The organism is Rubrivivax gelatinosus (assembly GCF_004340905.1).
In the GTDB taxonomy this organism is placed as follows: Bacteria; Pseudomonadota; Gammaproteobacteria; order Burkholderiales; family Burkholderiaceae_C; genus Rubrivivax; species Rubrivivax gelatinosus.
In genome coordinates, this window is record NZ_SLXD01000007.1 from 251,931 (window position 1) to 271,815 (window position 19,885).

General features: G+C 72.4%; 22 protein-coding genes and 1 riboswitch. Of the genes, 12 read left to right on the forward strand and 10 right to left on the reverse strand.

Annotation, left to right across the window (positions count from 1 at the left end; genetic code table 11):
• Window positions 1-13: 13 nt before the first annotated feature.
• Window positions 14-1,510, reverse strand: a complete 1,497-nt coding sequence (locus tag EV684_RS12980) for a M81 family metallopeptidase (RefSeq protein WP_132647703.1) — start codon at window positions 1,508-1,510, stop codon at window positions 14-16.
• The gene (locus EV684_RS12985; RefSeq protein WP_132647704.1) at window positions 1,510-2,295 is read right to left on the reverse strand and encodes a ferritin-like domain-containing protein; all 786 of its coding nucleotides are present in this window, start codon (window positions 2,293-2,295) and stop codon (window positions 1,510-1,512) included. The genes EV684_RS12980 and EV684_RS12985 overlap by 1 nt, the downstream gene beginning before the upstream one ends.
• A 33-nt stretch (window positions 2,296-2,328) precedes the next feature.
• Here EV684_RS12985 and EV684_RS12990 point away from each other — a divergent pair, with 33 nt between their 5' ends.
• Together EV684_RS12990 and hslO are read left to right on the forward strand one after the other, a co-directional pair.
• The gene (locus EV684_RS12990; RefSeq protein WP_132647705.1) at window positions 2,329-2,853 is read left to right on the forward strand and encodes a gamma carbonic anhydrase family protein; all 525 of its coding nucleotides are present in this window, start codon (window positions 2,329-2,331) and stop codon (window positions 2,851-2,853) included.
• A complete protein-coding gene (gene hslO, locus EV684_RS12995) occupies window positions 2,853-3,809 on the forward strand; it encodes an Hsp33 family molecular chaperone HslO (RefSeq protein WP_132647706.1) in 957 nt (318 codons plus the stop codon). Before EV684_RS12990 ends, hslO begins: the two co-directional genes overlap by 1 nt.
• A gap of 11 nt (window positions 3,810-3,820) precedes the next feature.
• Here the strand turns inward: hslO and EV684_RS13000 are convergent, their stop codons facing one another.
• Genes EV684_RS13000 through EV684_RS13030 form a run of 7 tightly spaced genes read right to left on the reverse strand, consistent with a single transcriptional unit; the run spans window position 3,821 to window position 9,571 of the window.
• On the reverse strand, window positions 3,821-4,486 hold the full coding sequence (locus EV684_RS13000; protein WP_132647707.1) for an AAA family ATPase: 666 nt from the start codon (window positions 4,484-4,486) through the stop codon (window positions 3,821-3,823).
• Entirely contained in the window at window positions 4,476-5,117 is a 642-nt protein-coding gene (gene pnuC, locus EV684_RS13005; RefSeq protein WP_132647708.1) for a nicotinamide riboside transporter PnuC, read from the reverse strand. The genes EV684_RS13000 and pnuC overlap by 11 nt, the downstream gene beginning before the upstream one ends.
• Before the next feature lie 13 nt (window positions 5,118-5,130).
• Complete coding sequence (locus EV684_RS13010) at window positions 5,131-5,409, reverse strand: septum formation initiator family protein (RefSeq protein WP_132647709.1); 279 nt, start codon at window positions 5,407-5,409, stop codon at window positions 5,131-5,133.
• Window positions 5,410-5,413: 4 nt separating this feature from the next.
• Window positions 5,414-6,697, reverse strand: coding sequence for a phosphopyruvate hydratase (eno, locus tag EV684_RS13015; RefSeq protein WP_132647710.1), 1,284 nt, complete (start codon window positions 6,695-6,697; stop codon window positions 5,414-5,416).
• Window positions 6,698-6,735: 38 nt separating this feature from the next.
• Window positions 6,736-7,044 carry a DUF1330 domain-containing protein gene (locus EV684_RS13020; RefSeq protein WP_132647711.1) on the reverse strand — a complete coding sequence of 103 codons (309 nt, stop codon included), beginning with the start codon at window positions 7,042-7,044 and terminating at the stop codon, window positions 6,736-6,738.
• Window positions 7,045-7,052: 8 nt separating this feature from the next.
• Window positions 7,053-7,913, reverse strand: coding sequence for a 3-deoxy-8-phosphooctulonate synthase (gene kdsA / locus EV684_RS13025; protein ID WP_132647712.1), 861 nt, complete (start codon window positions 7,911-7,913; stop codon window positions 7,053-7,055).
• Entirely contained in the window at window positions 7,910-9,571 is a 1,662-nt protein-coding gene (locus tag EV684_RS13030) for a CTP synthase (protein WP_132647713.1), read from the reverse strand. The genes kdsA and EV684_RS13030 overlap by 4 nt, the downstream gene beginning before the upstream one ends.
• A 133-nt stretch (window positions 9,572-9,704) precedes the next feature.
• Window positions 9,705-9,956, forward strand: a riboswitch (cobalamin riboswitch).
• A gap of 140 nt (window positions 9,957-10,096) precedes the next feature.
• Between EV684_RS13030 and EV684_RS13035 the strand changes: the two genes are divergently transcribed.
• From EV684_RS13035 to EV684_RS24020, 10 genes are all read left to right on the forward strand, one after another.
• Window positions 10,097-11,956: a TonB-dependent receptor domain-containing protein gene (locus EV684_RS13035; protein ID WP_132647714.1), complete on the forward strand. Its 1,860-nt coding sequence runs from the start codon at window positions 10,097-10,099 to the stop codon at window positions 11,954-11,956.
• Between the two features lie 22 nt (window positions 11,957-11,978).
• Window positions 11,979-12,527, forward strand: coding sequence for a bifunctional adenosylcobinamide kinase/adenosylcobinamide-phosphate guanylyltransferase (locus tag EV684_RS13040; RefSeq protein WP_132647715.1), 549 nt, complete (start codon window positions 11,979-11,981; stop codon window positions 12,525-12,527).
• Window positions 12,524-13,387, forward strand: a complete 864-nt coding sequence (locus tag EV684_RS13045; protein ID WP_132647716.1) for an ABC transporter substrate-binding protein — start codon at window positions 12,524-12,526, stop codon at window positions 13,385-13,387. The genes EV684_RS13040 and EV684_RS13045 overlap by 4 nt, the downstream gene beginning before the upstream one ends.
• Window positions 13,384-14,409: a FecCD family ABC transporter permease gene (locus EV684_RS13050; RefSeq protein ID WP_132647717.1), complete on the forward strand. Its 1,026-nt coding sequence runs from the start codon at window positions 13,384-13,386 to the stop codon at window positions 14,407-14,409. The genes EV684_RS13045 and EV684_RS13050 overlap by 4 nt, the downstream gene beginning before the upstream one ends.
• On the forward strand, window positions 14,406-15,191 hold the full coding sequence (locus EV684_RS13055) for an ABC transporter ATP-binding protein (protein ID WP_132647718.1): 786 nt from the start codon (window positions 14,406-14,408) through the stop codon (window positions 15,189-15,191). Before EV684_RS13050 ends, EV684_RS13055 begins: the two co-directional genes overlap by 4 nt.
• On the forward strand, window positions 15,175-16,647 hold the full coding sequence (locus tag EV684_RS13060; RefSeq protein ID WP_132647719.1) for a cobyric acid synthase: 1,473 nt from the start codon (window positions 15,175-15,177) through the stop codon (window positions 16,645-16,647). Before EV684_RS13055 ends, EV684_RS13060 begins: the two co-directional genes overlap by 17 nt.
• Before the next feature lie 129 nt (window positions 16,648-16,776).
• Complete coding sequence (gene cobT / locus EV684_RS13065) at window positions 16,777-17,805, forward strand: nicotinate-nucleotide--dimethylbenzimidazole phosphoribosyltransferase (protein ID WP_132647720.1); 1,029 nt, start codon at window positions 16,777-16,779, stop codon at window positions 17,803-17,805.
• Entirely contained in the window at window positions 17,795-18,580 is a 786-nt protein-coding gene (locus EV684_RS13070) for an adenosylcobinamide-GDP ribazoletransferase (protein WP_132647721.1), read from the forward strand. Before cobT ends, EV684_RS13070 begins: the two co-directional genes overlap by 11 nt.
• Window positions 18,573-19,109: a histidine phosphatase family protein gene (locus tag EV684_RS13075; RefSeq protein ID WP_132647722.1), complete on the forward strand. Its 537-nt coding sequence runs from the start codon at window positions 18,573-18,575 to the stop codon at window positions 19,107-19,109. The genes EV684_RS13070 and EV684_RS13075 overlap by 8 nt, the downstream gene beginning before the upstream one ends.
• A gap of 109 nt (window positions 19,110-19,218) precedes the next feature.
• Entirely contained in the window at window positions 19,219-19,368 is a 150-nt protein-coding gene (locus EV684_RS24020; RefSeq protein WP_165908480.1) for a hypothetical protein, read from the forward strand.
• Window positions 19,369-19,373: 5 nt separating this feature from the next.
• On the opposite strand, the gene EV684_RS13080 is transcribed toward EV684_RS24020, so the two are convergent.
• On the reverse strand, window positions 19,374-19,769 hold the full coding sequence (locus tag EV684_RS13080; RefSeq protein WP_132647723.1) for a PPC domain-containing DNA-binding protein: 396 nt from the start codon (window positions 19,767-19,769) through the stop codon (window positions 19,374-19,376).
• Window positions 19,770-19,885: the final 116 nt, after the last annotated feature.

A 19,885-nucleotide genomic window follows, 5' to 3' on the forward strand; every position in this document is an offset into this window, starting at 1 on the left:
AACGCGTGCCAAATCAAGGGCGGCGCGCGATGTCCTGAGGCAGTCGGGTCCATGGGAGCTCGGCCGGATCGGCGGGCATGGGCCCGGGCGCACGAGCGACGACGATGCGCGAGGCGATCGGCGTGAACGCGGCCCGGAAGTGCACCGAGCTCTTCACGACAAGCAGTTTCAGTGCCCGCGCGTCGACGCCGAGGAAACGGCACAGCGCCTCGTCGATCAGCTGGCCCTTGCCGCTGGTGACGAGCACACGCACGCCGTCGACGTCCAGGCAGGCGCAGGGGCCCAGGTGCACGGTGTTGCCGGCACTCATCGGGCCGTGCAGCGCGACCTCGCCGTCGTGCAGCGCGGTCACGGTGGCACGGGTCTGCAGCGGTGGCTCGCTGTCGCGCCCGTCGGCGCAGCGCACGCTGCGGCCCAGCGTCAGCGCCAGCGTCGTGCCGACACCGGCGGCGTGCGCGGCACGCGCCGCCTCGGGGTCGTGCATCAGCCCGAGCGCCACTGCACCGGGAAAGCGCCGGCCGGCACCGGCATCGAGCAGCGCGCGCAGCAGGCCGGTGGTGTTGGCGTCGGCGCCGGCGCCGGGGTTGTCCTGGGTGTCGGCGATGACCAGCGGCCGCTCGGCGTGGCGCGCCGCGCGCAGCGCCTGGGCCACCGCTTCGGCGGCGTCGGGCAGCGAGACGGCGAAGTCTTCGCGTGCGTCGATCAGGTTCTCGGCCAGCGCCATGACGTTGGCCTCGACGGCCTCGGCGTCGCGGCCGTGGCCGAAGACCACCGGCCCGCATTCGGGCACGTCGGCGGCGGGGAAGCCGAAGGCCAGGCCGAGGTGCACGCCGCTCTGGGCTTCCAAAGTCGCCAGGTCGGCCATCACGCCAGCCGCCGGATCGACGAGCGTGCACTGGGCGTTGATCGGCAGCAGGAAGGGCAGGCGCCGCGAGCGCGTGACGAAGGCGCCGCCGGAGACGCGTTCGGCCAGCAGCCCGGCGGCGCGCGCGCCGGTCTCGGCCATGTCGACGTGCGGATAGGTGCGGAACACGGTCAGCGCGTCGGCGTGGTGCAGCAACCGCGCGCCGATGTTGGCGTGCAGGTCCAGGCTGGCGACCAGCGGCATCGCCGGGCCGACGAGGGCGCGCAGGCGTTCGAGCAGCTCGCCTTCGCAGTCGTCGACGTGCTCGGCGACCGCGGCGCCGTGCAGGTCGAGGTAGATGGCGTCGAAGCCGCCCCGGCCGGCGTCCTCCAGCAGCATCGCGGCGATGTGCTCGAAGGCCTCGCGCGTGACCTGCGCCGAGGGTGAGGCGCCGGCCCAGATCGATGGCACGAGCGTCCAGCCGCGCTCGCGCGCATCGGCGATGAAGCCGGCCATCGGCAGCGAGGTCGGCGCCAGGCGCTCGAGCATCGCCGCGCCGCGCGTGAACTCGGGGAAGGCGTCGCCGGCGAGGAAGGCCGGCCAGCCGGCTTTCGTTGGTGCGAAGGTGTTGGTCTCGTGCTGGAAACCGGCAACGAAGACTCGCATCAGCGGCCGGCCTCCAGCGCCGCGAGTTCGGCGTCGTCGAAGCCTGCAGCGCGCCGCGCCTCGGTGTTGAACGGGCCCCTGAGCCGCGGGGCGCCGTGCGTGGCGGCCAACTGGGCGTCAGTCGCCAGCGGATCGAGGCCGTCGCGGGCGCACAGCCAGCGGTACCAGCGGTTGCCGATCGCGACGTGGCCGATCTCCTCGGCGAGGATCAGGTCCAGGATCTCGACGGCGCGTGCATCGCCGGCCTTCGCCAGCCGCGCTTGCATCGCGGGCGTCACGTCCAGCCCGCGAGCTTCCAGCGTGCGCGGCACCAGCGCCATGCGCGCCAGCGGGTCGGCGGCGGTCTTCTCGGCCATCGTCCACAGGCCGTCGTGCGCGTCGAAGTCGCCATACCCGTGCCCCAGCGTCGCCAGGTGGCCGGCGAGCAGACGGAAGTGGCGCGCCTCCTCGGCCGCCACCCGCAGCCAGTCGCGGTAGAAGTCCTCGGGCAGGCCGGCAAAGCGCCAGCAGGCGTCGAGCGCGAGGTTGATGGCGTTGAACTCGATGTGCGCGATGGCGTGCAGCAGCGCCGCGCGGCCTTCGGGCGTGAAGGGCGACCGCTGTGGAACCTGCGCCGGCGGCACCAGGCGCGGGCGCGGCGGGCGGCCGGGCAGGGGGGCCGCCGGCTGCAGCAGCGCCTGGGTGTCGACGGGCGGTGTGGCCGCGTGCAGCGCCAGCGCCGCCGCGGCCTTGGCCTCGGGGTCGGCGAGCGCCAAGGCCCGCAGCGCATCGGATCGCAGCTCCATCCTTAAAATTATCCCCTTTGCCTGGAGAGCGCCGTGGCTGTCTACCGCCTCGGGGACGCCGTCCCCCGCATCGATGCGACGGCCTGGGTGGCCGAGACGGCCACCGTGATCGGTCGCGTCGCGCTCGAGCCCGGTGCCAGCGTCTGGTACGGCGCCGTGCTGCGCGGCGACAACGACTGGATCACCGTCGGTCGCGACAGCAACGTGCAGGACGGCAGCGTGCTGCACACCGACGCCGGCATCCCGCTGGTCGTCGGCTGTCGCGTGACGATCGGCCACAAGGTCGTGCTGCACGGTTGCACGATCGGCGACGGCTCGCTCGTCGGCATGGGTGCGGTGCTGCTCAACGGCGCACGCATCGGCGCCGGCTGCATCGTCGGTGCCGGTGCGCTGGTCACCGAGGGCAAGGAGTTTGCGGACGGCTCGCTGATCGTCGGCGCGCCGGCCAAGGTGGTGCGAACGCTGACGCCGGAACAATCCGCGCGGCTGGCGCTGTCCGCCGCACATTACGTGAACAACGCGGCTCGCCACCGCGAACAACTGGAGCGAATCGGCTGATGTCGGAACTGACCAAATTCCTGTTCGAGGGCCTGCCGGTGCGCGGCATGCTGGTGCGCCTGGGTGACGGCTGGCGCGAGATGCTGGCGCGGCGCCAGGCGGCCGGCGGCTACCCGCGGCCGGTGCGCGAGCTGCTCGGCGAGATGTCGGCTGCCGCGGTGCTGATGCAGGCCAACATCAAGTTCAACGGCGCGCTGCTGCTGCAGATCTCGGGCGACGGTCCGGTCAAGCTGGCGGTGGCCGAGATCCAGCCCGACCTGGCCTTCCGCGCCACCGCGACGATCTCCGGCGAGATCACCGACGACGCGCGCCTGGAGGCGCTGGTCAACGTGCACGGCCAGGGCCGCTGCGCGATCACACTCGACCCCAAGGACCGCCTGCCCGGCCAGCAACCCTACCAGGGTGTCGTGCCGCTGCATGGCGACCGGCGCGAGCCGCTGCAGAACGTCTCGGAGGTGCTGGAGCACTACATGCTGCAGTCCGAGCAGCTGGACACCCGGCTCGTGCTCGCCGCCGACGACTCGTGCGCCGCCGGCCTGCTGATCCAGCGCCTGCCGGTCGAAGGCGAACTCAACCTCGCCGGCAAGCGCAACGAGGACGACATCGGCCTGAGCGAAGCCTTCGACCGCGTCGCGATGCTGGCCGCGACGCTGACGCGCGAGGAGCTGCTGGAACTGCCGCCCGAGCGCATCCTGCACCGCCTGTTCTGGGAGGAGACGCTGCGGGTCTTCGAACCGATGACGCCGCGATTTGCCTGCAGCTGCTCGCGCGAGCGGGTCAGCGACATGCTGAAGACCCTGGGCCGCGAGGAGAGCGCCTCGCTGATCGAGGAGCGCGGCGAGGTCGAGGTGGGCTGCCAGTTCTGCGGCCAGCACTACCGCTTCGACGCCGTCGACGTCGGCGAGATGTTCACGCCGCAGCGCGACCAGCCGCCGTCCACCGGCACGATGCAGTAGGCGCCTGCGCCTCAGCCCCGGCGTGCGGCGTGTTCGCAGGCCGGGTCGTCGCAGAGCTCGCAGCGCCAGGGGCGGTCGGCGGCGTCGCGGCCGGCCAGGCGCGTGAACAGGCCGCGGCGCGGCGCGGCGCGCCCGCGCAGCGCCGGCGCGATGGCGTCGAGCGCGTTCTCCAGCCGCTCGTCGCCGTCGCCGCAGACCAGCGCCCAGCCGATGGCGTGGGCCGCAAGCAGCTCGCGCAGCGCGGTGTCGACCGGCCCGCGCACCTGCGGCCCGTCGCGTTGCAGGCCGTCGGCCACCCAGGGCAGGTCCAGCGCCGTCAGCAGCGTCACGGCGCAGCGCCCGCGCTGCCAGGCGCAGGCCTCGGCGTCGAGCGAATCGTCTTCGAACAGCAGCCGGCTGTAGACCGCGGTCATCAGCGGCGTGGTGTCGGCGACGACGACGTCGGCGCCGGCCGCGGCGGCCTCGATCGTGTCGCGCTGGGCGCGTGCGATCGCGGCCTGCTCGTCGGCGCGCGGCGTGCGGCCCCGGGTCTCGCACCAGGCGCGCAGATGCTCGGGCACCCAGGTGCACACGAGTCCGGTCTCGGCCTCGATGCGGGCGGCCAGCGCCTTGGCGAGCGCGGTCTTGCCGGTGCTCTCGGCGCCGACGATGGCGACGACCAGCGCCTCAGCGGCCACGGTGTTCCCGCGCCAGCTGGGTCCAGGCACGCCAGCCGAAGGCGGCCATCAGCGCGAACACCGCGTACAGCAGCACGGTGAGCCACAGCCCCTTGACGGCGAACAGCACGACGCTGACCAGGTTCACCGCGATCCACACCGGCCAGTTCTCGACCAGCTTGCGCCCCAGCAGCAGCTGCCCGGCGACGCTGCCGACCGTAGGCAGTGCGTCCAGCCAGGGCACGTCGCTGTCGGTGGCGTGGTCCAGCAGCAGCGCCAGCGCCGGCCAGGCCAGTGCGGTGGCCAGCAGCGCCTGGCGGCGTGTCGCCGGGGCCAGACGGTGCACGACCAGCGGCTGGCCGTCGTCGCCACGCCCGCGCAGCCATTGCCACCAGCCCCAGAACGCGACGGCGACGAAGAAGAACTGCAGCGAAGCCTCGCCGTAGAGCCGGCTGTCGGCAAACAGCAGCGCGTACAGCAGCGAGCTGGCGATGGCCAGCGGCCAGGCCAGCGGGTTCACGCGCAGGTTGCACAGCACCATCCAGACGCCCAGCGCGAAGGCCACGACCTCCAGCCAGGTCACCGGGCTGCCCAGCAGCGTGAAGGCCACGCGCAGCAGCGGCTGCGCGGGCGCGAGGACCGCTTCGATCACGTCGGGGACCGTCTCAGCGCCGGGGCGGCGCCACCTGCACCAGGATCTCGTCGGGCTTGACCATGCCGAGTTCGGCTCGCGCCTTCTCCTCGACCATCTCCAGCCCTTCCTTCAGGTCGCTGACCTCGGCTTCCAGGCGCGCGTTGCGCTCGCGCGCCTGGTCGTTGGCCGCCTGCTGGGCGGCCAGCTGGGTGCGCAGGCCCATCGTGTAGGGAACGCTCGAGCGGCCGAACCAGAGGTCGGCCTGCACGGCGGCGAGCAGTCCCGCCAGCACGAAGCTGAGCCAGCGCAAGGGCTCAGCGCAGGTTGTAGAACGCCGAGCGGCCCGGGTACGAGGCGATCTCGCCCAGGTCTTCCTCGATGCGCAGCAGCTGGTTGTACTTGGCGATGCGGTCGCTGCGCGACATCGAGCCGGTCTTGATCTGGCCGGCGTTGCTGCCCACGGCGATGTCGGCGATCGTCGAGTCCTCGGTCTCGCCCGAACGGTGGCTGATGACGGCGGTGTAGCCCGCGCGCTTGGCCATCTCGATGGCGGCGAAGGTTTCGCTCAGCGTGCCGATCTGGTTGATCTTGATGAGGATGGAGTTGGCGATGCCCTTGCGGATGCCTTCCTCGAGGATCTTGGTGTTGGTGACGAACAGGTCGTCGCCGACGAGCTGCAGCTTTTGCCCCAAGCGCTCGGTCAGCAGCTTCCAGCCGTCCCAGTCGCCTTCGTGCATGCCGTCTTCGATCGAGATGATCGGGTACTTGTCGGCCCAGGTGGCGAGCATGTCGGTCCACTCGCCGGCCGACAGCACCAGGCCTTCGCCGTCGAGGTGGTACTTGCCGTCCTTGTAGAACTCGCTGGCGGCGCAGTCCAGGCCCAGTGCGATCTGCTCGCCCGGGGTGTAGCCGGCCTTGTCGATGGCCTCGAGGATCAGCTGGATCGCGGCCTCGTGGTTGGCGACGTTGGGCGCGAAGCCGCCTTCGTCGCCGACCGAGGTGGGCATGCCCTTGGAGTCGATGATCTTCTTCAGCGCGTGGAAGACCTCGGCGCCGTAGCGGATCGCTTCGCGGAAGCTGGGCGCGCCGACCGGCAGGATCATGAACTCCTGCAGGTCGAGGTTGTTGTTGGCGTGGGCGCCGCCGTTGATGACGTTCATCATCGGCACCGGCAGGCTCATGCGGCCCATGCCGCCGAAGTAGCGGTACAGCGGCAGGCCCGACTCCTCGGCCGCGGCGCGCGCCACGGCCATGCTGACGGCCAGCGTCGCGTTGGCGCCCAGGCGGCTCTTGTTCTCGGTGCCGTCCAGGTCGACCAGGGTCTTGTCCAGGAAGGCCTGTTCGCTGGCGTCCAGGCCGAGCACGGCTTCGCTGATCTCGGTGTTGATGTGCTCGACGGCGCGCAGCACGCCCTTGCCGAGGTAGCGGCTCTTGTCGCCGTCACGCAGCTCGATCGCCTCGCGGCTGCCGGTGGACGCGCCCGAGGGCACGGCCGCACGGCCCATCGTGCCGCTTTCCAGCAGCACGTCGCATTCGACGGTGGGGTTGCCGCGGCTGTCGAGGATCTCTCGGCCGACGATATCGACGATCGCACTCATGGTGGCTGCCTTTCTTCTCTGAAGGAGGTTCTCTGTGCTCAGACCGGGGCGTCCACGCCTTCGACGAGCACCATGTTGAAGTAGTCGGTGGCGCCCTGACGGTGGGCGCGCGCGGCACGATACATCTGGCCGTCGTAGAAGGCCTTGGCCGCCTCGTAGCTCGGGAAACGCAGCATCGCCACGCGCGCCGGGTTCCAGTCGCCTTCGAGGCACTCGTGGCGGCCGCCGCGCACGAGGTATTCGCCGCCTGCGGCCTTCACCGCCGCCGGCGCTTCGGCCATGTACTGCTTGTAGCGCTCGGGGTCGCTGATCTTCATCTCGACCAGCAGGTAGGCGGGGGCGGTCATCGGCTTGCTCAGCAGCTGAAGTCGTTCTCGAGCAGCGGCTGCTGCTTGACGACGCGGTCGATGGCGACGAGCTGCTCGAGCAGCGCCTGCATGTGCTTGAACGGCACCGCGTTCGGGCCGTCGGACATCGCGTTGGCCGGGTCCGGGTGGGTCTCCATGAAGAGGCCGGCGACGCCGACACCGACCGCCGCACGCGAGAGCACCGGCACGAACTCGCGCTGGCCGCCGGAGCTGCTGCCCTGGCCGCCCGGCAGCTGCACGCTGTGCGTGGCATCGAAGACCACTGGCGCGCCGGTCTCGCGCATGATCGCCAGGCTGCGCATGTCGGAGACGAGGTTGTTGTAGCCGAAGCTCGCGCCTCGTTCGCAGACCGTGAACAGGTCCGCGTCGGGCAGGCCCTTCTCGCGCGCCGCGGCACGGGCCTTGTCGACGACGTTCTTCATGTCGTGCGGGGCGAGGAACTGGCCCTTCTTGATGTTCACCGGCTTGCCGCACTGGGCGACGGCGCGGATGAAGTCGGTCTGGCGGCACAGGAAGGCCGGCGTCTGCAGCATGTCGACCGCGGCGGCGACCTGCGGCACCTCGGCTTCGGTGTGCACGTCGGTCAGCACCGGCACGCCGATCTCGCGGCGCACCTTGGCCAGGATCTCCAGGCCGCGTTCCATGCCCGGGCCGCGGAAGGAGCTGCCGCTGGAGCGGTTGGCCTTGTCGTAGCTCGACTTGAAGATGAACGGGATGCCCAGCGCCGAGGTGATCTCCTTCAGGCGCCCGGCGACGTCCATCTGAAGCTGCTCGCTCTCGACGACGCAGGGGCCGGAGATCAGGAAGAACGGCCGGTCGAGGCCGACCTCGTAACCACAGAGCTTCATGCGAGGGCCTTCCGTTCTGCGCTGTCGCCGCGCCGTGCCTGGTGCTCGAGGGCTGCCTTGACGTAGCTGGAGAACAGCGGGTGCCCGCCCCAGGGCGTGCTCTTGAACTCGGGGTGGAACTGCACGCCCATGAACCACGGGTGCTGGGTCTGCGGCAGCTCGACGATCTCGGTGAGCTGCTCGCGCTGCGTCAGCGCGCTGATGACGAGGCCGGCGGCCTGCAGCTGGTCGAGATAGTTGACGTTGGCCTCGTAGCGGTGGCGGTGGCGCTCGGTGACGACCGGGCCGTAGATCTGCCAGGCCAGCGTGCCGGGTTTGACGTCCGAGCTCTGCGCGCCCAGGCGCATCGTGCCGCCGAGGTCGGAGCTGGCCGTGCGCTTCTGGATCGAGCCGTCGCGGTCCTGCCATTCCTCGATCAGCGCGATCACCGGATGCGGCGTCTGCGGCGCGAACTCGGTGCTGTTGGCGTTCTCCAGGCCGGCGACGTGACGCGCGTACTCGATCGTCGCGACCTGCATCCCGAGGCAGATGCCGAGGTAGGGCAGGCGGTGCTCGCGGGCGAACTTGGCGGCCAGGATCTTGCCCTCGACGCCGCGCTGGCCGAAGCCGCCGGGCACCAGGATCGCGTCGTACTGCGCGAGCTGCGCGACGTTGTGCTCGTCCAGCGTCTCGGCGTCGACGTACTCGATGTCGACCTTGGCGTGGTTGTGGATGCCGGCGTGGCGCAGCGCCTCGTTGAGCGACTTGTACGAGTCCGACAGGTCGGTGTACTTGCCGCACATCGCGATCGTCACGCGGTTCTGCGGATGTTCGACCTCGCTCACCAGCGTGTCCCAGCGGCGCAGGTCGGCAGGCTTGGTCAGCAGCTGCAGCTTCATGCAGATCAGCTCGTCCAGGCCCTGTTCGTGCAGCACGCGCGGCACCTTGTAGATGGTGTCGACGTCGGGCATCGAGATCACGCCGTGATGCGGCACGTTCGTGAACAGGCTGATCTTCTCGCGCTCGTCGTCGGGGATGCGGCGGTCGGCGCGGCACAGCAGCGCGTCGGGCTGGATGCCGATCTCGCGCAGCTTCTGCACCGTGTGCTGCGTCGGCTTGGTCTTCAGCTCGCCGGCGGCGGCGATCCACGGCACGTAGGTCAGGTGCACGAAGGCGGTGTTGGCCGGGCCGAGCTTCAGGCTCAGCTGGCGCACGGCCTCGAGGAACGGCAGCGACTCGATGTCGCCGACCGTGCCGCCGATCTCGACGATCGCGACGTCGACGTCGACTGCACCGCGGCGCACGTAGTCCTGGATCTCGTTGGTGACGTGCGGGATGACCTGCACCGTCTTGCCGAGATAGTCGCCGCGGCGCTCCTTCTCGAGCACGCTCTTGTAGATCTGGCCGGTGGTGAAATTGTTCGTGCGCTTCATCCGCGTGGTGATGAAACGCTCGTAGTGGCCGAGGTCCAGGTCGGTCTCGGCGCCATCGTCGGTGACGAAGACCTCGCCGTGCTGGAACGGGCTCATCGTGCCCGGGTCGACGTTGAGGTACGGATCCAGCTTGATCAGGGTGACCTTCAGACCTCGCGACTCGAGAATCGCCGCCAGCGAGGCTGCCGCGATTCCCTTGCCGAGGGAGGACACCACGCCGCCGGTGACGAAGACGAACTTGGTCATGTCGCGTGGGGCAGCAACGCGCAAGCGTGTGCCCGGGTGGTAAAGCGTGATTATAGGCGGCGCCCCCCGTGCCGCCCGGGGTGCGCCGGCGCGGCGCTCGGGCGTGCCGCTGGCCGGGTCGGCGGTGCTAGACTCCGCCCCGCTTGCATCAGGTGCCCTCTTGCACGGCAGGTGCTGGAGGGTTGAACGGGAAGCCGGTGCGCGGCGTGTCCAGGTGACACGCGGCAAATCCGGCGCTGCCCCCGCAGCGGTCGGCGAGGTGCGGTCAGCAATGCGGCCACTGGTCCTTAAAGGGCTGGGAAGGCGCTGACGGCTTCGGTCCACGGCATACGCCGTCGGACCGGCACTCGCGAGCCCGGATACCGGCCCGATGCCAGGGATGCCGGCGTCGCGGTGGGCGGCGCGCAAGAGTTCCGGCCCGCAGTCCGTTCGCGACTTCAGGCCCGGGTCCGCTCGGCGCGCGCGTGTCCACGGACGGTGGCTGCTTCATCACTGTCCGCACGGGGTGTGCGGCTGGAGGCCGTCTTGTTCGTCACCATCTTCGACCGCCGTTGCATCGTCGCGGTCGCGTGTTCCGTTGTCGCCGCCACCGCGGCGGCGCAATCCTCCGAAACCATCGTCATCACCGGCGCGCGCGAGCCGATGTCCGTCTCGCGCCTGGCCGCCGACGTCGTCGTGATCGACGGCGATACGCTGCGTGCCTCGGGCGCCACTTCGCTGGCCGACCTGCTGCGCGAGCAGGCCGGCGTGCAGCTCTCGCGCAACGGCGGCCCCGGCGGCGCCACCTCGGTGATGATCCGCGGCGCCTCGGGCAGCCAGACCGTCGTGCTCGTCGACGGCGTGCGCATCGGCTCGGCGACGCTGGCCGACCCGTCGGTGCAGGCGCTGCCGCTGGCGCAGATCGAGCGCATCGAGGTCCTGCGCGGCCCGGGCTCGAGCCTCTACGGCGCCGACGCCGTCGGCGGCGTCGTCAACATCGTCACCCGCCGCGCCGACGCCGGCGTGCGTTTCGACGCTGCCGTGGCGTTCGGCAGCCGCGGCGGGCGCGAGCTGTCCGCCGGCGCCAGCGCGACGCTGGGCGCCTGGGACATCGCCGCATCGCTGGCGCAGGACCATGCCGACGGCGACAGCGCGCTGCGCCCCGGTGACCCTTACGCCAACTACAACGCCGACGACGACGGCTACACGCGCGACAGCGGCCAGTTGCGCATCGGCTTCGCGCCGGCGCCTGGGCACCGCATCGGCCTGTCGCTGCTGCGCAGCCGGCTGGAAACCCAGATCGACAGCACCGAGTACGCGCCGCCGACCTACGCTCCGGACAACACGCCGGACTTCCGCGACGAACTCGACGTCGACGCCACCGCGCTCGAATGGCGCGGCACGCTGGGCGCGGGCCTGGTGGCGACGATGCGGGTGGACCGCAGCGTCGACGATTCGCGCACCGGCAAGGCGGTCGTCAACCGCTTCCGCACGACGCGCGACCACGCGCTCGCCCAGCTCGCCTGGGAGACCGGCGTCGTCGGCCAGTTCGTCGCCGCCGTCGAACGCCTGGAAGAAGACGCGAAGACCGACAGCTACCGGGGCGACCGCGACACCGACGTCGCCGTGCTCGCCTGGACCGGCACCTCCGGCCGCTTCGCCTGGCAGGCCGACCTGCGCCGCGACGACAGTTCCGACTACGGCGCCGAGACCACCGGCCGCCTGGGCGCCAGCTTCGCGCTGACCCCGGCCTGGCGTCTGCGTGCGCTGGCCGGCAACAGCTTCCGCGCGCCCTCGTTCAACGACCTGCTGTATCCGGGCTACGGCAGCCCGGACATCAAGCCCGAGCGCGGCCGCAGCTTCGAGGCCGGTGTCGAGTGGGCCGCCGACGGCGACCGCGCCGGCCTGACGGTCTACCGCAACAAGGTCAAGAACCTGATCGGCTACCAGCCCGACCGCGACTTCTGCCCCGACGACCCGGCCTACGACTACGGCTGCGCCGGCAACGTCTCGCGCGCCCGTCTGCAGGGCGCGACGCTGTCGGGCGCCAAGGCGCTGGGCGACTGGTCGCTGCGCGCCCAGGTCGATTTCCTCGATGCCAAGAACGAGGACACCGGCGCGCGCCTGGCACGCCGCGCGGCGCACCAGGAGACGCTGGGCGCCGACTGGCGCCGCGGCGACTGGAGCGCCGGCGCGAGCCTGCTGCGTGTCGGCGCGCGCCCCGACAGCCGCGAACTCGGCGCCGAGACCACGCTCGACCTGAAGGCCGGCTGGCGTTTCGCCAAGGGCTGGACGCTGGAGAGCCGGCTGCTGAACGCGACCGACGAGGACCTCGAGCCCGCGGCCTACTACCGTGGCGCGGGACGCGAGTTCTGGCTCGGCCTGCGTTACGAAGGCGGCGTCTGACGCCGCACGAAAGAGGCGAACGATGCACGAGCTGATCCTCGGTGGCGCCAAGAGCGGCAAGTCGCGTTGCGCCGAGATGCGCGCCGCGCACTGGCTCGCGCTGCCGGGGCACGGCGCCGTGCTCGTCGCCACCGCCCTGGCCGGCGACGACGAGATGCGCGCGCGCATCGAGCGTCACCGCGCCGACCGTGCCGCCCGCGTGCCGGGGCTGGCCACGCGCGAGGAGCCGCGTGCGCTGGCCGCGGCGCTGCGCGAGGAGTCCGTGCCCGGGCGCATGGTCGTCGTCGACTGCCTGACGCTGTGGCTCACCGGCCTGCTGATGCCGCTGGACGGCGCGCCGGTCGGCGATCCCGCCAGCGAGGTCGACGCGCTGCTGGCGGCGCTGAAGGCGGCGCGTGGCCCGGTCGTTCTGGTGTCCAACGAGATCGGCCTGGGCGTGATGCCGATGACGCGCGAGGCGCGGCGTTTCGTCGACGAACTCGGCCGGCTGCACCAGCGCGTGGGTGCCGAGTGCGCGCGCGTGACGATGATGGTGGCGGGGCTGGAACTGCCGCTGAAGGGGCCGCGATGACCGTGCTGCGCTGCCTGGTGGTGCTGCTCGCGCTGTGCGCGGGCGCCGCGACCGCCGCCGAGCCGGTTCGCGACGACCGGGGTGTGGCCTGGTCCGGGCCGCCGCCGCAGCGCATCGTCAGCCTGCTGCCCTCGCTGACCGAGACCGTCTGCGCGCTCGGGGCCTGCGAGCGCCTGGTCGGTGTCGACCGCTATTCCGACTGGCCGGTGCAGGTGAAGACGCTGCCGCGGCTGGGCGGGCTGGACGACGTCAGCGTCGAGCGTGTCGTGGCGCTGCGGCCCGACGTCGTGCTCGCCGCGCGTTCGGCCCGGGTCGCCGAGCGTTTCGAGGCGCTGGGCCTCAAGGTGCTGGTCTTCGACTCGGACAACCATGCCCAGGTGCGGCACTCGACCGAGGCCCTGGCGCGCGTGCTCGGCCAGCCGCAGCGTGCGGCGCAGCTCTGGGCCGCGATCCACCGCGACGAGGCGGCGGCCGCAGCACGCATCCCGCCGCGGCTGCGCGGGCGCAGCGTCTATTTCGAGGTCGACTCGACGCCTTACGCCGCCGGCACCGGCTCGTTCATCGGCGAGACGCTGCAGCGCCTGGGGCTGCGCAACGTCGTGCCCGCCGAGTACGGCGCCTTTCCGCGCCTGAACCCCGAGTTCCTCGTGCGCCGCTCGCCCGATCTCGTGATGGCGGCGGATCGTGAACTCGCGACGATGGCCGAGCGCCCGGGCTGGCACACGCTGCGGGCGCTGAAGGACGGCCAGGCCTGCGGCTTCGAGCCCGAGCGTTACCTGCTGCTGATCCGTCCCGGCCCGCGCATGGGCGAGGCCGCGCTCGCGATTGCCGACTGCCTGGCGGGCCTGCCCGAGCGATGAACGCCGCGCTCGCCCTGGACCTCTCGCGCCGTCGCCGCCTGGTGATGGGGCTGGCCTTCGCCGCGCTGGCGCTGTCGCTGATCGGCCTGGGCGTCGGCAGCGAAGGCTGGAGCTGGCACTGGAGCGACGCCGACTCGGCCGTGCCGATGGAGCTGATCGTCGGCCAGATCCGCGCCCCGCGCACGCTGGGCGCGCTGCTCGTCGGCGCGCTGCTCGGGCTGGCCGGCGCGATCGCGCAAGGCCTGTTCCGCAACCCGCTGGCCGACCCCTATCTGCTGGGCACCGGCTCGGGCGCGTCGCTCGCCGTCGTGCTGGTGCTGGCGGCCAGCGCCGCCGGCGGGCACGCGCTGGCGCTGGGCAACGTCGAATGGCTGGCGCGCGTGGGCCTGGTCGTGGCCGCGTTCTTCGGCGCGCTGGGCGGCGTGTCGCTGACGCTGGTGCTGGCGCGCGGCGCGCAGGAGCCGCTGCGGCTGCTGCTGTCGGGTGTCGTCGTCGGCGTCGTGCTCGGCGCCGGCAGCGACCTGGTCACGACCTGGTCGCCCGACGCGTTGCGCGGCAAACAGAGTTTCATGCTCGGCTCGACCGGCTTCCTCGGCTGGCAGAGCGTGGCGCTGCTGGCCGCCGGCCTGGCGCTGGCCCTGCCGCCGGCCTGGCGCCTGGCGCGTGCGCTCGACGCGCTCGGCCTGGGTGAGGAGAGCGCCGCCAGCCTGGGCCTGGCGCTGCCGCGGCTGCGGCTGCTGCTGGTCGTGCTGCTGGCGCTGTGCACCGCGCTGGCGGTGTCGCAGGCCGGGCTGGTCGGGTTTGTCGGCCTCGTGTCGCCGCACCTGGTGCGGCGGTTCGCGCCGGCGCCGCAGCGTTTCATGCTGCCGGCCAGCGCGGCGGCCGGCGGCGTGCTGATGCTCGGTGCCGACATCCTCGCGCGCGGGCTGATCGCTCCGCAGGAACTGCCGGTCGGCGTGCTCACCGCGGTGCTCGGCGGCGGCTACCTGCTGTGGCTGCTGCACAAGCGGGGCGTGCGGTGAACCTGATCGCGGCCGACGTCGGCGCGCGCCTGGGCGCACGCGAGGTGCTCTCGGGCGTCAGCTGCGTGCTCGAACCCGGCTGGACGACGATCGTCGGCCCCAACGGCGCCGGCAAGTCGACGCTGCTGCGCGTGCTGGCCGGGCTGCTGCCGTTCCAGCGCGGTACGGTGGAACTGGACGGCCGGCCGCTGGGCGACTGGACGCCGCGCGAACGTGCGCTGCGCCTGGCGTGGCTGGCGCAGGCCGGCGAGGCCAGCGCCGACCTGACGGTGCGCGACACGGTGATGCTCGGCCGCCTGCCGCATCTCGGCCTGCTCGGCACCGCCGGCGCCAGCGACGACGCCGCGGTCGACGCGGCGATGGACGCGACCGCGTGCCGCGAATGGCAGTACCGGCGGCTGCAGCAGCTCTCCGGCGGCGAGCGCCAGCGCGTGCTGCTGGCGCGGGCGCTGGCCACCGAGGCGCCCTTGCTGCTGCTCGACGAACCGACGACGCACCTGGACGCCCCGCACCAGGTCGCGCTGGCAAAGTTGTTCAGACGGCTCGGACGCACCCACACGGTGGTCAGCGTGCTGCATGATCTGCCGTTGGCGCTGCACGCCGATCGGCTGCTGGTGCTGTGCGGCGGGCGTGTGCTCGCCCACGGCAGCCACGACGACCCGGTCGTGCACGCTGCACTCGTCGACGCCTTCGGCGGCGCGGTGCGCATCGACCGCAGCGGCGCCCGGGCCATGGCGCTGCCCGACCTGGGACAAGAGTTTCGTGATGGAAAAGAAGGCTAGGGCGCTGATCGTCTGGGGCACGACGAGCGGCGCCGGCAAGAGTTGGCTGGCCACCGCCTTGTGCCGCTGGGCCGCGCGCCGCGGCGTCGACGTGGCGCCGTTCAAGGCGCAGAACATGAGCAACAACGCGCGTGTCGTGCCGGCGCTGGACGGCGGCTGGGGCGAGATCGGCGCGGCGCAGTACTTCCAGGCGCTGGCCTCGGGGCTGGCGCCGACCGTCGAGCACAACCCGGTGCTGCTCAAGCCCGAGCGCGACACGGCCAGCCAGGTGCTGCTGCACGGACGCGTCGAGCCGGGGCTGTCGCGCGCCGGCTGGCGCGAGCGCAGCGAACTGCTCGCCGCGGCCGCACGCGACAGCCTGGAGCGGCTGCAGCGCCGCCACGAGCTGCTGATCATCGAAGGCGCGGGCTCTCCGGCCGAGATCAACCTCGCGCCGCACGACTACGTCAACCTGCAGACCGCACGCTGGGCCGAGGCGCGTGCGCTGCTGGTCACCGACATCGACCGCGGCGGCGCCTTCGCGCACCTGTTCGGCACCTGGGCGCTGCTGCCCGAGGACCTGAAGCCGCAGCTCGCCGGCTTCGTGCTCAACCGCTTCCGCGGCGACGCGTCGCTGCTGGCGCCGGCGCCGCAGCAGCTCGAGCAGCGCACCGGCGTGCCGACGCTGGCCGTGGTGCCGATGTGGCGCGACCACGGCCTGCCCGAGGAGGACGGCATGCTCTGCGAAGCGCCGATCGGTCGCGGCGCGGCGCGCCGGCGCATCGCCATCGTCGCCTACCCGCACATCAGCAACCTCGACGAGTTCCAGCCGCTGTCGCGCATCGACGGTCTGCGCCTGACGTGGGCGCGCGACGCCGCGGCGCTGGAAGGCGTGGACTGCATCATCCTTCCCGGCTCCAAGCAGGTCAGCGGCGACCTGGCCTGGCTGCGCGAGCGAGGCCTGGACACCGCCATCACCCGCCACGCCGCCGCCGGCGGCCCGGTGCTGGGCGTGTGCGGCGGGCTGCAGATGCTGGGCCAGACGCTGGCCGACCCCGAAGGCCACGACGGCGACGTCGGCTTCTCCGCTCCGGGGCTGGGCCTGCTGCCGCTGGCCACCGGCTTCGTCGCCGACAAACACGTGCAGCCGGCGCGCGTGCGTTTCGGCGCTGCCGACGGGGCCTGGCACGCGCTGGCCGACGTCGAGGCCGCCGGCTACGAGATCCACTGCGGCCGCACGGTGGCCTTGTCCGACGCCGCACGGCCGGTCCTGCACGACCCCGCAGGACTGCCGATCGGCTGGCAGCGCGGCAACGTGCTGGGCGTCTACGCCCACGGCCTGTTCGAGTCGCCGAACGTGCTGCGCGCGCTGTACGGCGACACCGTTCCGACGCTGCAAAGCGTGTTCGAAGGCCTGGCCGACCACGTCGAGGCGGCCTTCACGCCCGGCACGCTCGAAAGGCTGCTGCTGGACTGAAACCGGCGGCGCCGTGGCCATGCAGGGCGGCCGGCGTCGTGTCCTCCTGTCCTGTGTCACGCCCGGCGGCGGCCCGTTGTCCGCCTGCCGGAGCTTCCATCGTCGTGCCGCCTCGGCGGCCTGTGCTTCATGAACTTCTCCGTCCCCGACTTCCAAGACCCCCAACTCGCCGCGCGCGTGCAGCACCGGCTCGACCAGAAGACCAAGCCGCAGGGCTCGCTCGGCCGCATCGAGGCCATCGCGCTGCAGATGGCGCTGGTGCAGGGCCGCGAGAACCCGCGCCTGGAGTCGCCGCAGCTGGTCATCTTCGCCGGTGACCACGGCATCGCCGCGCAGGGCGTGTCGGCCTTCCCGCAGGAAGTGACGGTGCAGATGGTGCACAACATGCTGGCCGGCGGCGCCGCGATCTCGGTGCTGGCGCGCCAGCACGGCCTGGCGCTGACGGTGCTGGACTGCGGCGTGAAGGAGGACTTCGCGCCCGCGCCCGGTCTCGTGGCTTCCAAGTGCTGCCATGGCAGCGCCGACAGCACCGTCGCCCCGGCGCTGACCGACGCCCAGTGCGAGGCCGCGATCGCCAACGGCGCGGCCTTCGTGCGTGACCTGCCGGGCAACGTGCTGCTGCTCGGCGAGATGGGCATCGCCAACACCTCGCCGGCGGCGCTGCTGATGGCGCGTCTGACCGGGCTGGCCATCGAGCAGTGCGCCGGCCGCGGCACCGGCCTGGACCCGGCCGGCGTCGCCCACAAGCTGGCCGTGCTGCAGCGCGCGCTGGACCGCCATCCCGGCGCGACGACGCCGATGGCGGCGCTGGCCGCGCTCGGCGGCCCGGAGATCGCGACCATGGTCGGCGCCGTGCTGCAGGCCGCCGCGCTGCGCCGCCTGGTCGTCGTCGACGGTTTCATCACCACCTCGGCGGTGGCGGTGGCCGCGGCGATCGAGCCGCGCGTGCTCGGCGCCTGCGTGTTCTCGCACGGCTCGGCCGAGAACGGCCACGGCCGCTGGCTGCAGCTGCTGGGCGCGCGCCCGCTCGTCGACCTGGGCCTGCGCCTGGGCGAAGGTTCGGGTGCCGCGCTGGCCTGGCCGCTGATCAAGTCGGCCGAGCTGATCCTGGCCGAGATGGCGAGCTTCGAGTCGGCGCAGGTCAGCAGTGCTGCATGAGCTGAGGCTGTTCTTCGTCGCGCTGCAGTTCATGACGCGCGTGCCGGTGCCGGCCTGGGTGGGCTGGCGGCCGGAGCTGATGCATGCCAGCTCGCGCTACTACCCGGCCGTCGGCCTGGTGGTCGGCGGCTTCGGCGCGGCGGTGCTGTGGTTCGCCGCGCCGCTGTGGCCGGCGCCGGTGGCCGTCGGGCTGTCGATGGCGGCCACGGTCTGGATGACCGGCGCCTTCCACGAGGACGGCCTGGCCGACACCTTCGACGCGCTGGGCGGCGCGGTGAGCCGCGAGAAGGCGCTCACGATCATGAAGGACTCGCGCATCGGCAGCTACGGCGCCTGCGGTCTGGTGGCCGTGCTCGGCCTGAAGGCCGCGGCGCTGCACGGGCTGGCGACTCGCGACTTCCTCGCCACGCTGGCCATCCTGCCGCTGGCGCACGCCTGGTCGCGTGCGGTGCCGGTGCTGATGCTGCGCCTGCTCAGCTATGCCGGCGACCTGGAGCACGCCAAGTCCAAGCCGCTGGCGCAAAAGGCGAGCGTGGGCACGCTGGCGGTCGTCGTCGGCTGGTGCGCCGCCGCCGGCGCCGCGGCGGTGCTGTGGCGGCTGGACCTGGCGCACACGACGGTGGCGGCGCTGGTCGTCGGCGCGGTGACGCTGTGGATGGCGCGCTGGCTGGCGCGCCGCCTGGGCGGCTACACCGGCGACACGCTGGGCGCGGCGCAGCAGTTCGCCGAGCTCGGCGTCTACCTCAGCTTCCTGGCGGGCATGCAGCATGGCTGAACTCTGGGCCTGGCGACATCCGCGTGTGGCCGGCGCCGCCGGCCGCTGCCTGGGCCGCACCGACCTGCCGGTCGACCGGCGCCGCGCCAAGCGTCTGGCGCACCGCATCCGCGCCGCGGCACGCCGCCACGGCCTGCCCCGGGCGGTGACGGTGTCGCCGCTGGCGCGCTGCCGCGAGGTCGGCCGCTGGCTGGCGCGCTGGGGCTGGCGGGTCGAGGTCGACGCCGGCCTCGCCGAACTCGACTTCGGCGCCTGGGACGGACGGCGCTGGAGCGATATCGACTGGGCCGAGGTCGAGGCCTGGCAGAACGAGCTCTGGCGCTACGCGCCGGGCGGCGGCGAGACGCTGGAGGCGCTGACGGCGCGTGTGCACGGCTGGGCCGGCACGGTGCAGGGCGTGCGCCTGGTCGTCGGCCACGCCGGGTGGCTGAATGCGCTGCGTGCGGTGCCGCCTGGCGCGACCGGCTTTGCCGCGCGCGACTGGCCGGCGCCGCCGCGTCACGGCGAGTGCGTCGTCTGGCGGGGCTGAAAACGCAGTTCGTCAGCCGCCGTCTGCACTTCGTCGCACGCGGCTCGCGGCACCCGGGCGCGCTGCCTAGAGTTCACTCCATCGACAACGCCACCCGATGGAGAGCGAAATGAAAGACAGCTTCGTTGCCCGTGCCGCCGCCTTCGGTCTGGCCGCGCTGATGACCTTCGGCGTGCTCGGCAGCGTGGACTTCCTCGCGACGCCGCAGTCCACCGCCTCGGCCGGCCAGCTGGCCGCCGTGCCGGCGCCGCGCGCCTGAGGCGTTCAGCGCCGCCGCACCACCAGTTCCGCGTAACCCGTCGCCGTGTCGGGCTCGCGAGAGAAAGCCCAATCGGGCAGCAACACGAGCAGCACCTCGGCCGTCGTCAGCACGGTCGAGCCGTAGCCCAGATGGCCACCGAGCACGCGGCCCGCCGCGTCGCAGACGCTGGCATGCAGGTGCGACGCCCCGGGCGCCACGCTGCCGGCCAGCGTCAGCAGCTCGACGCTGCCTTCGGGCGCCACCGTCGTCTCGGCGCCGGCCAGCCGCAGCAGCACCGGCTGCAGGCTGCCAATGCCCTGCAGCACGAAACCGGCCTCGGCGCCGTGTTCGGCCAGCGCCGCTTCGAGCGCACGCCGCAGGTCGGCGCCGGGCATGAGCCGCAGCGGCAGCGTCTTCATGCCGATTCGGCCGCGGCTAGGTGTGAAGCTTCAATAGGTTGTTGCGGGTGTTCACCCGGAGAGGTTCTGAGAGACTGGAAATCGCCAAACCCCCAGTCCACTCAACAACCGAATCC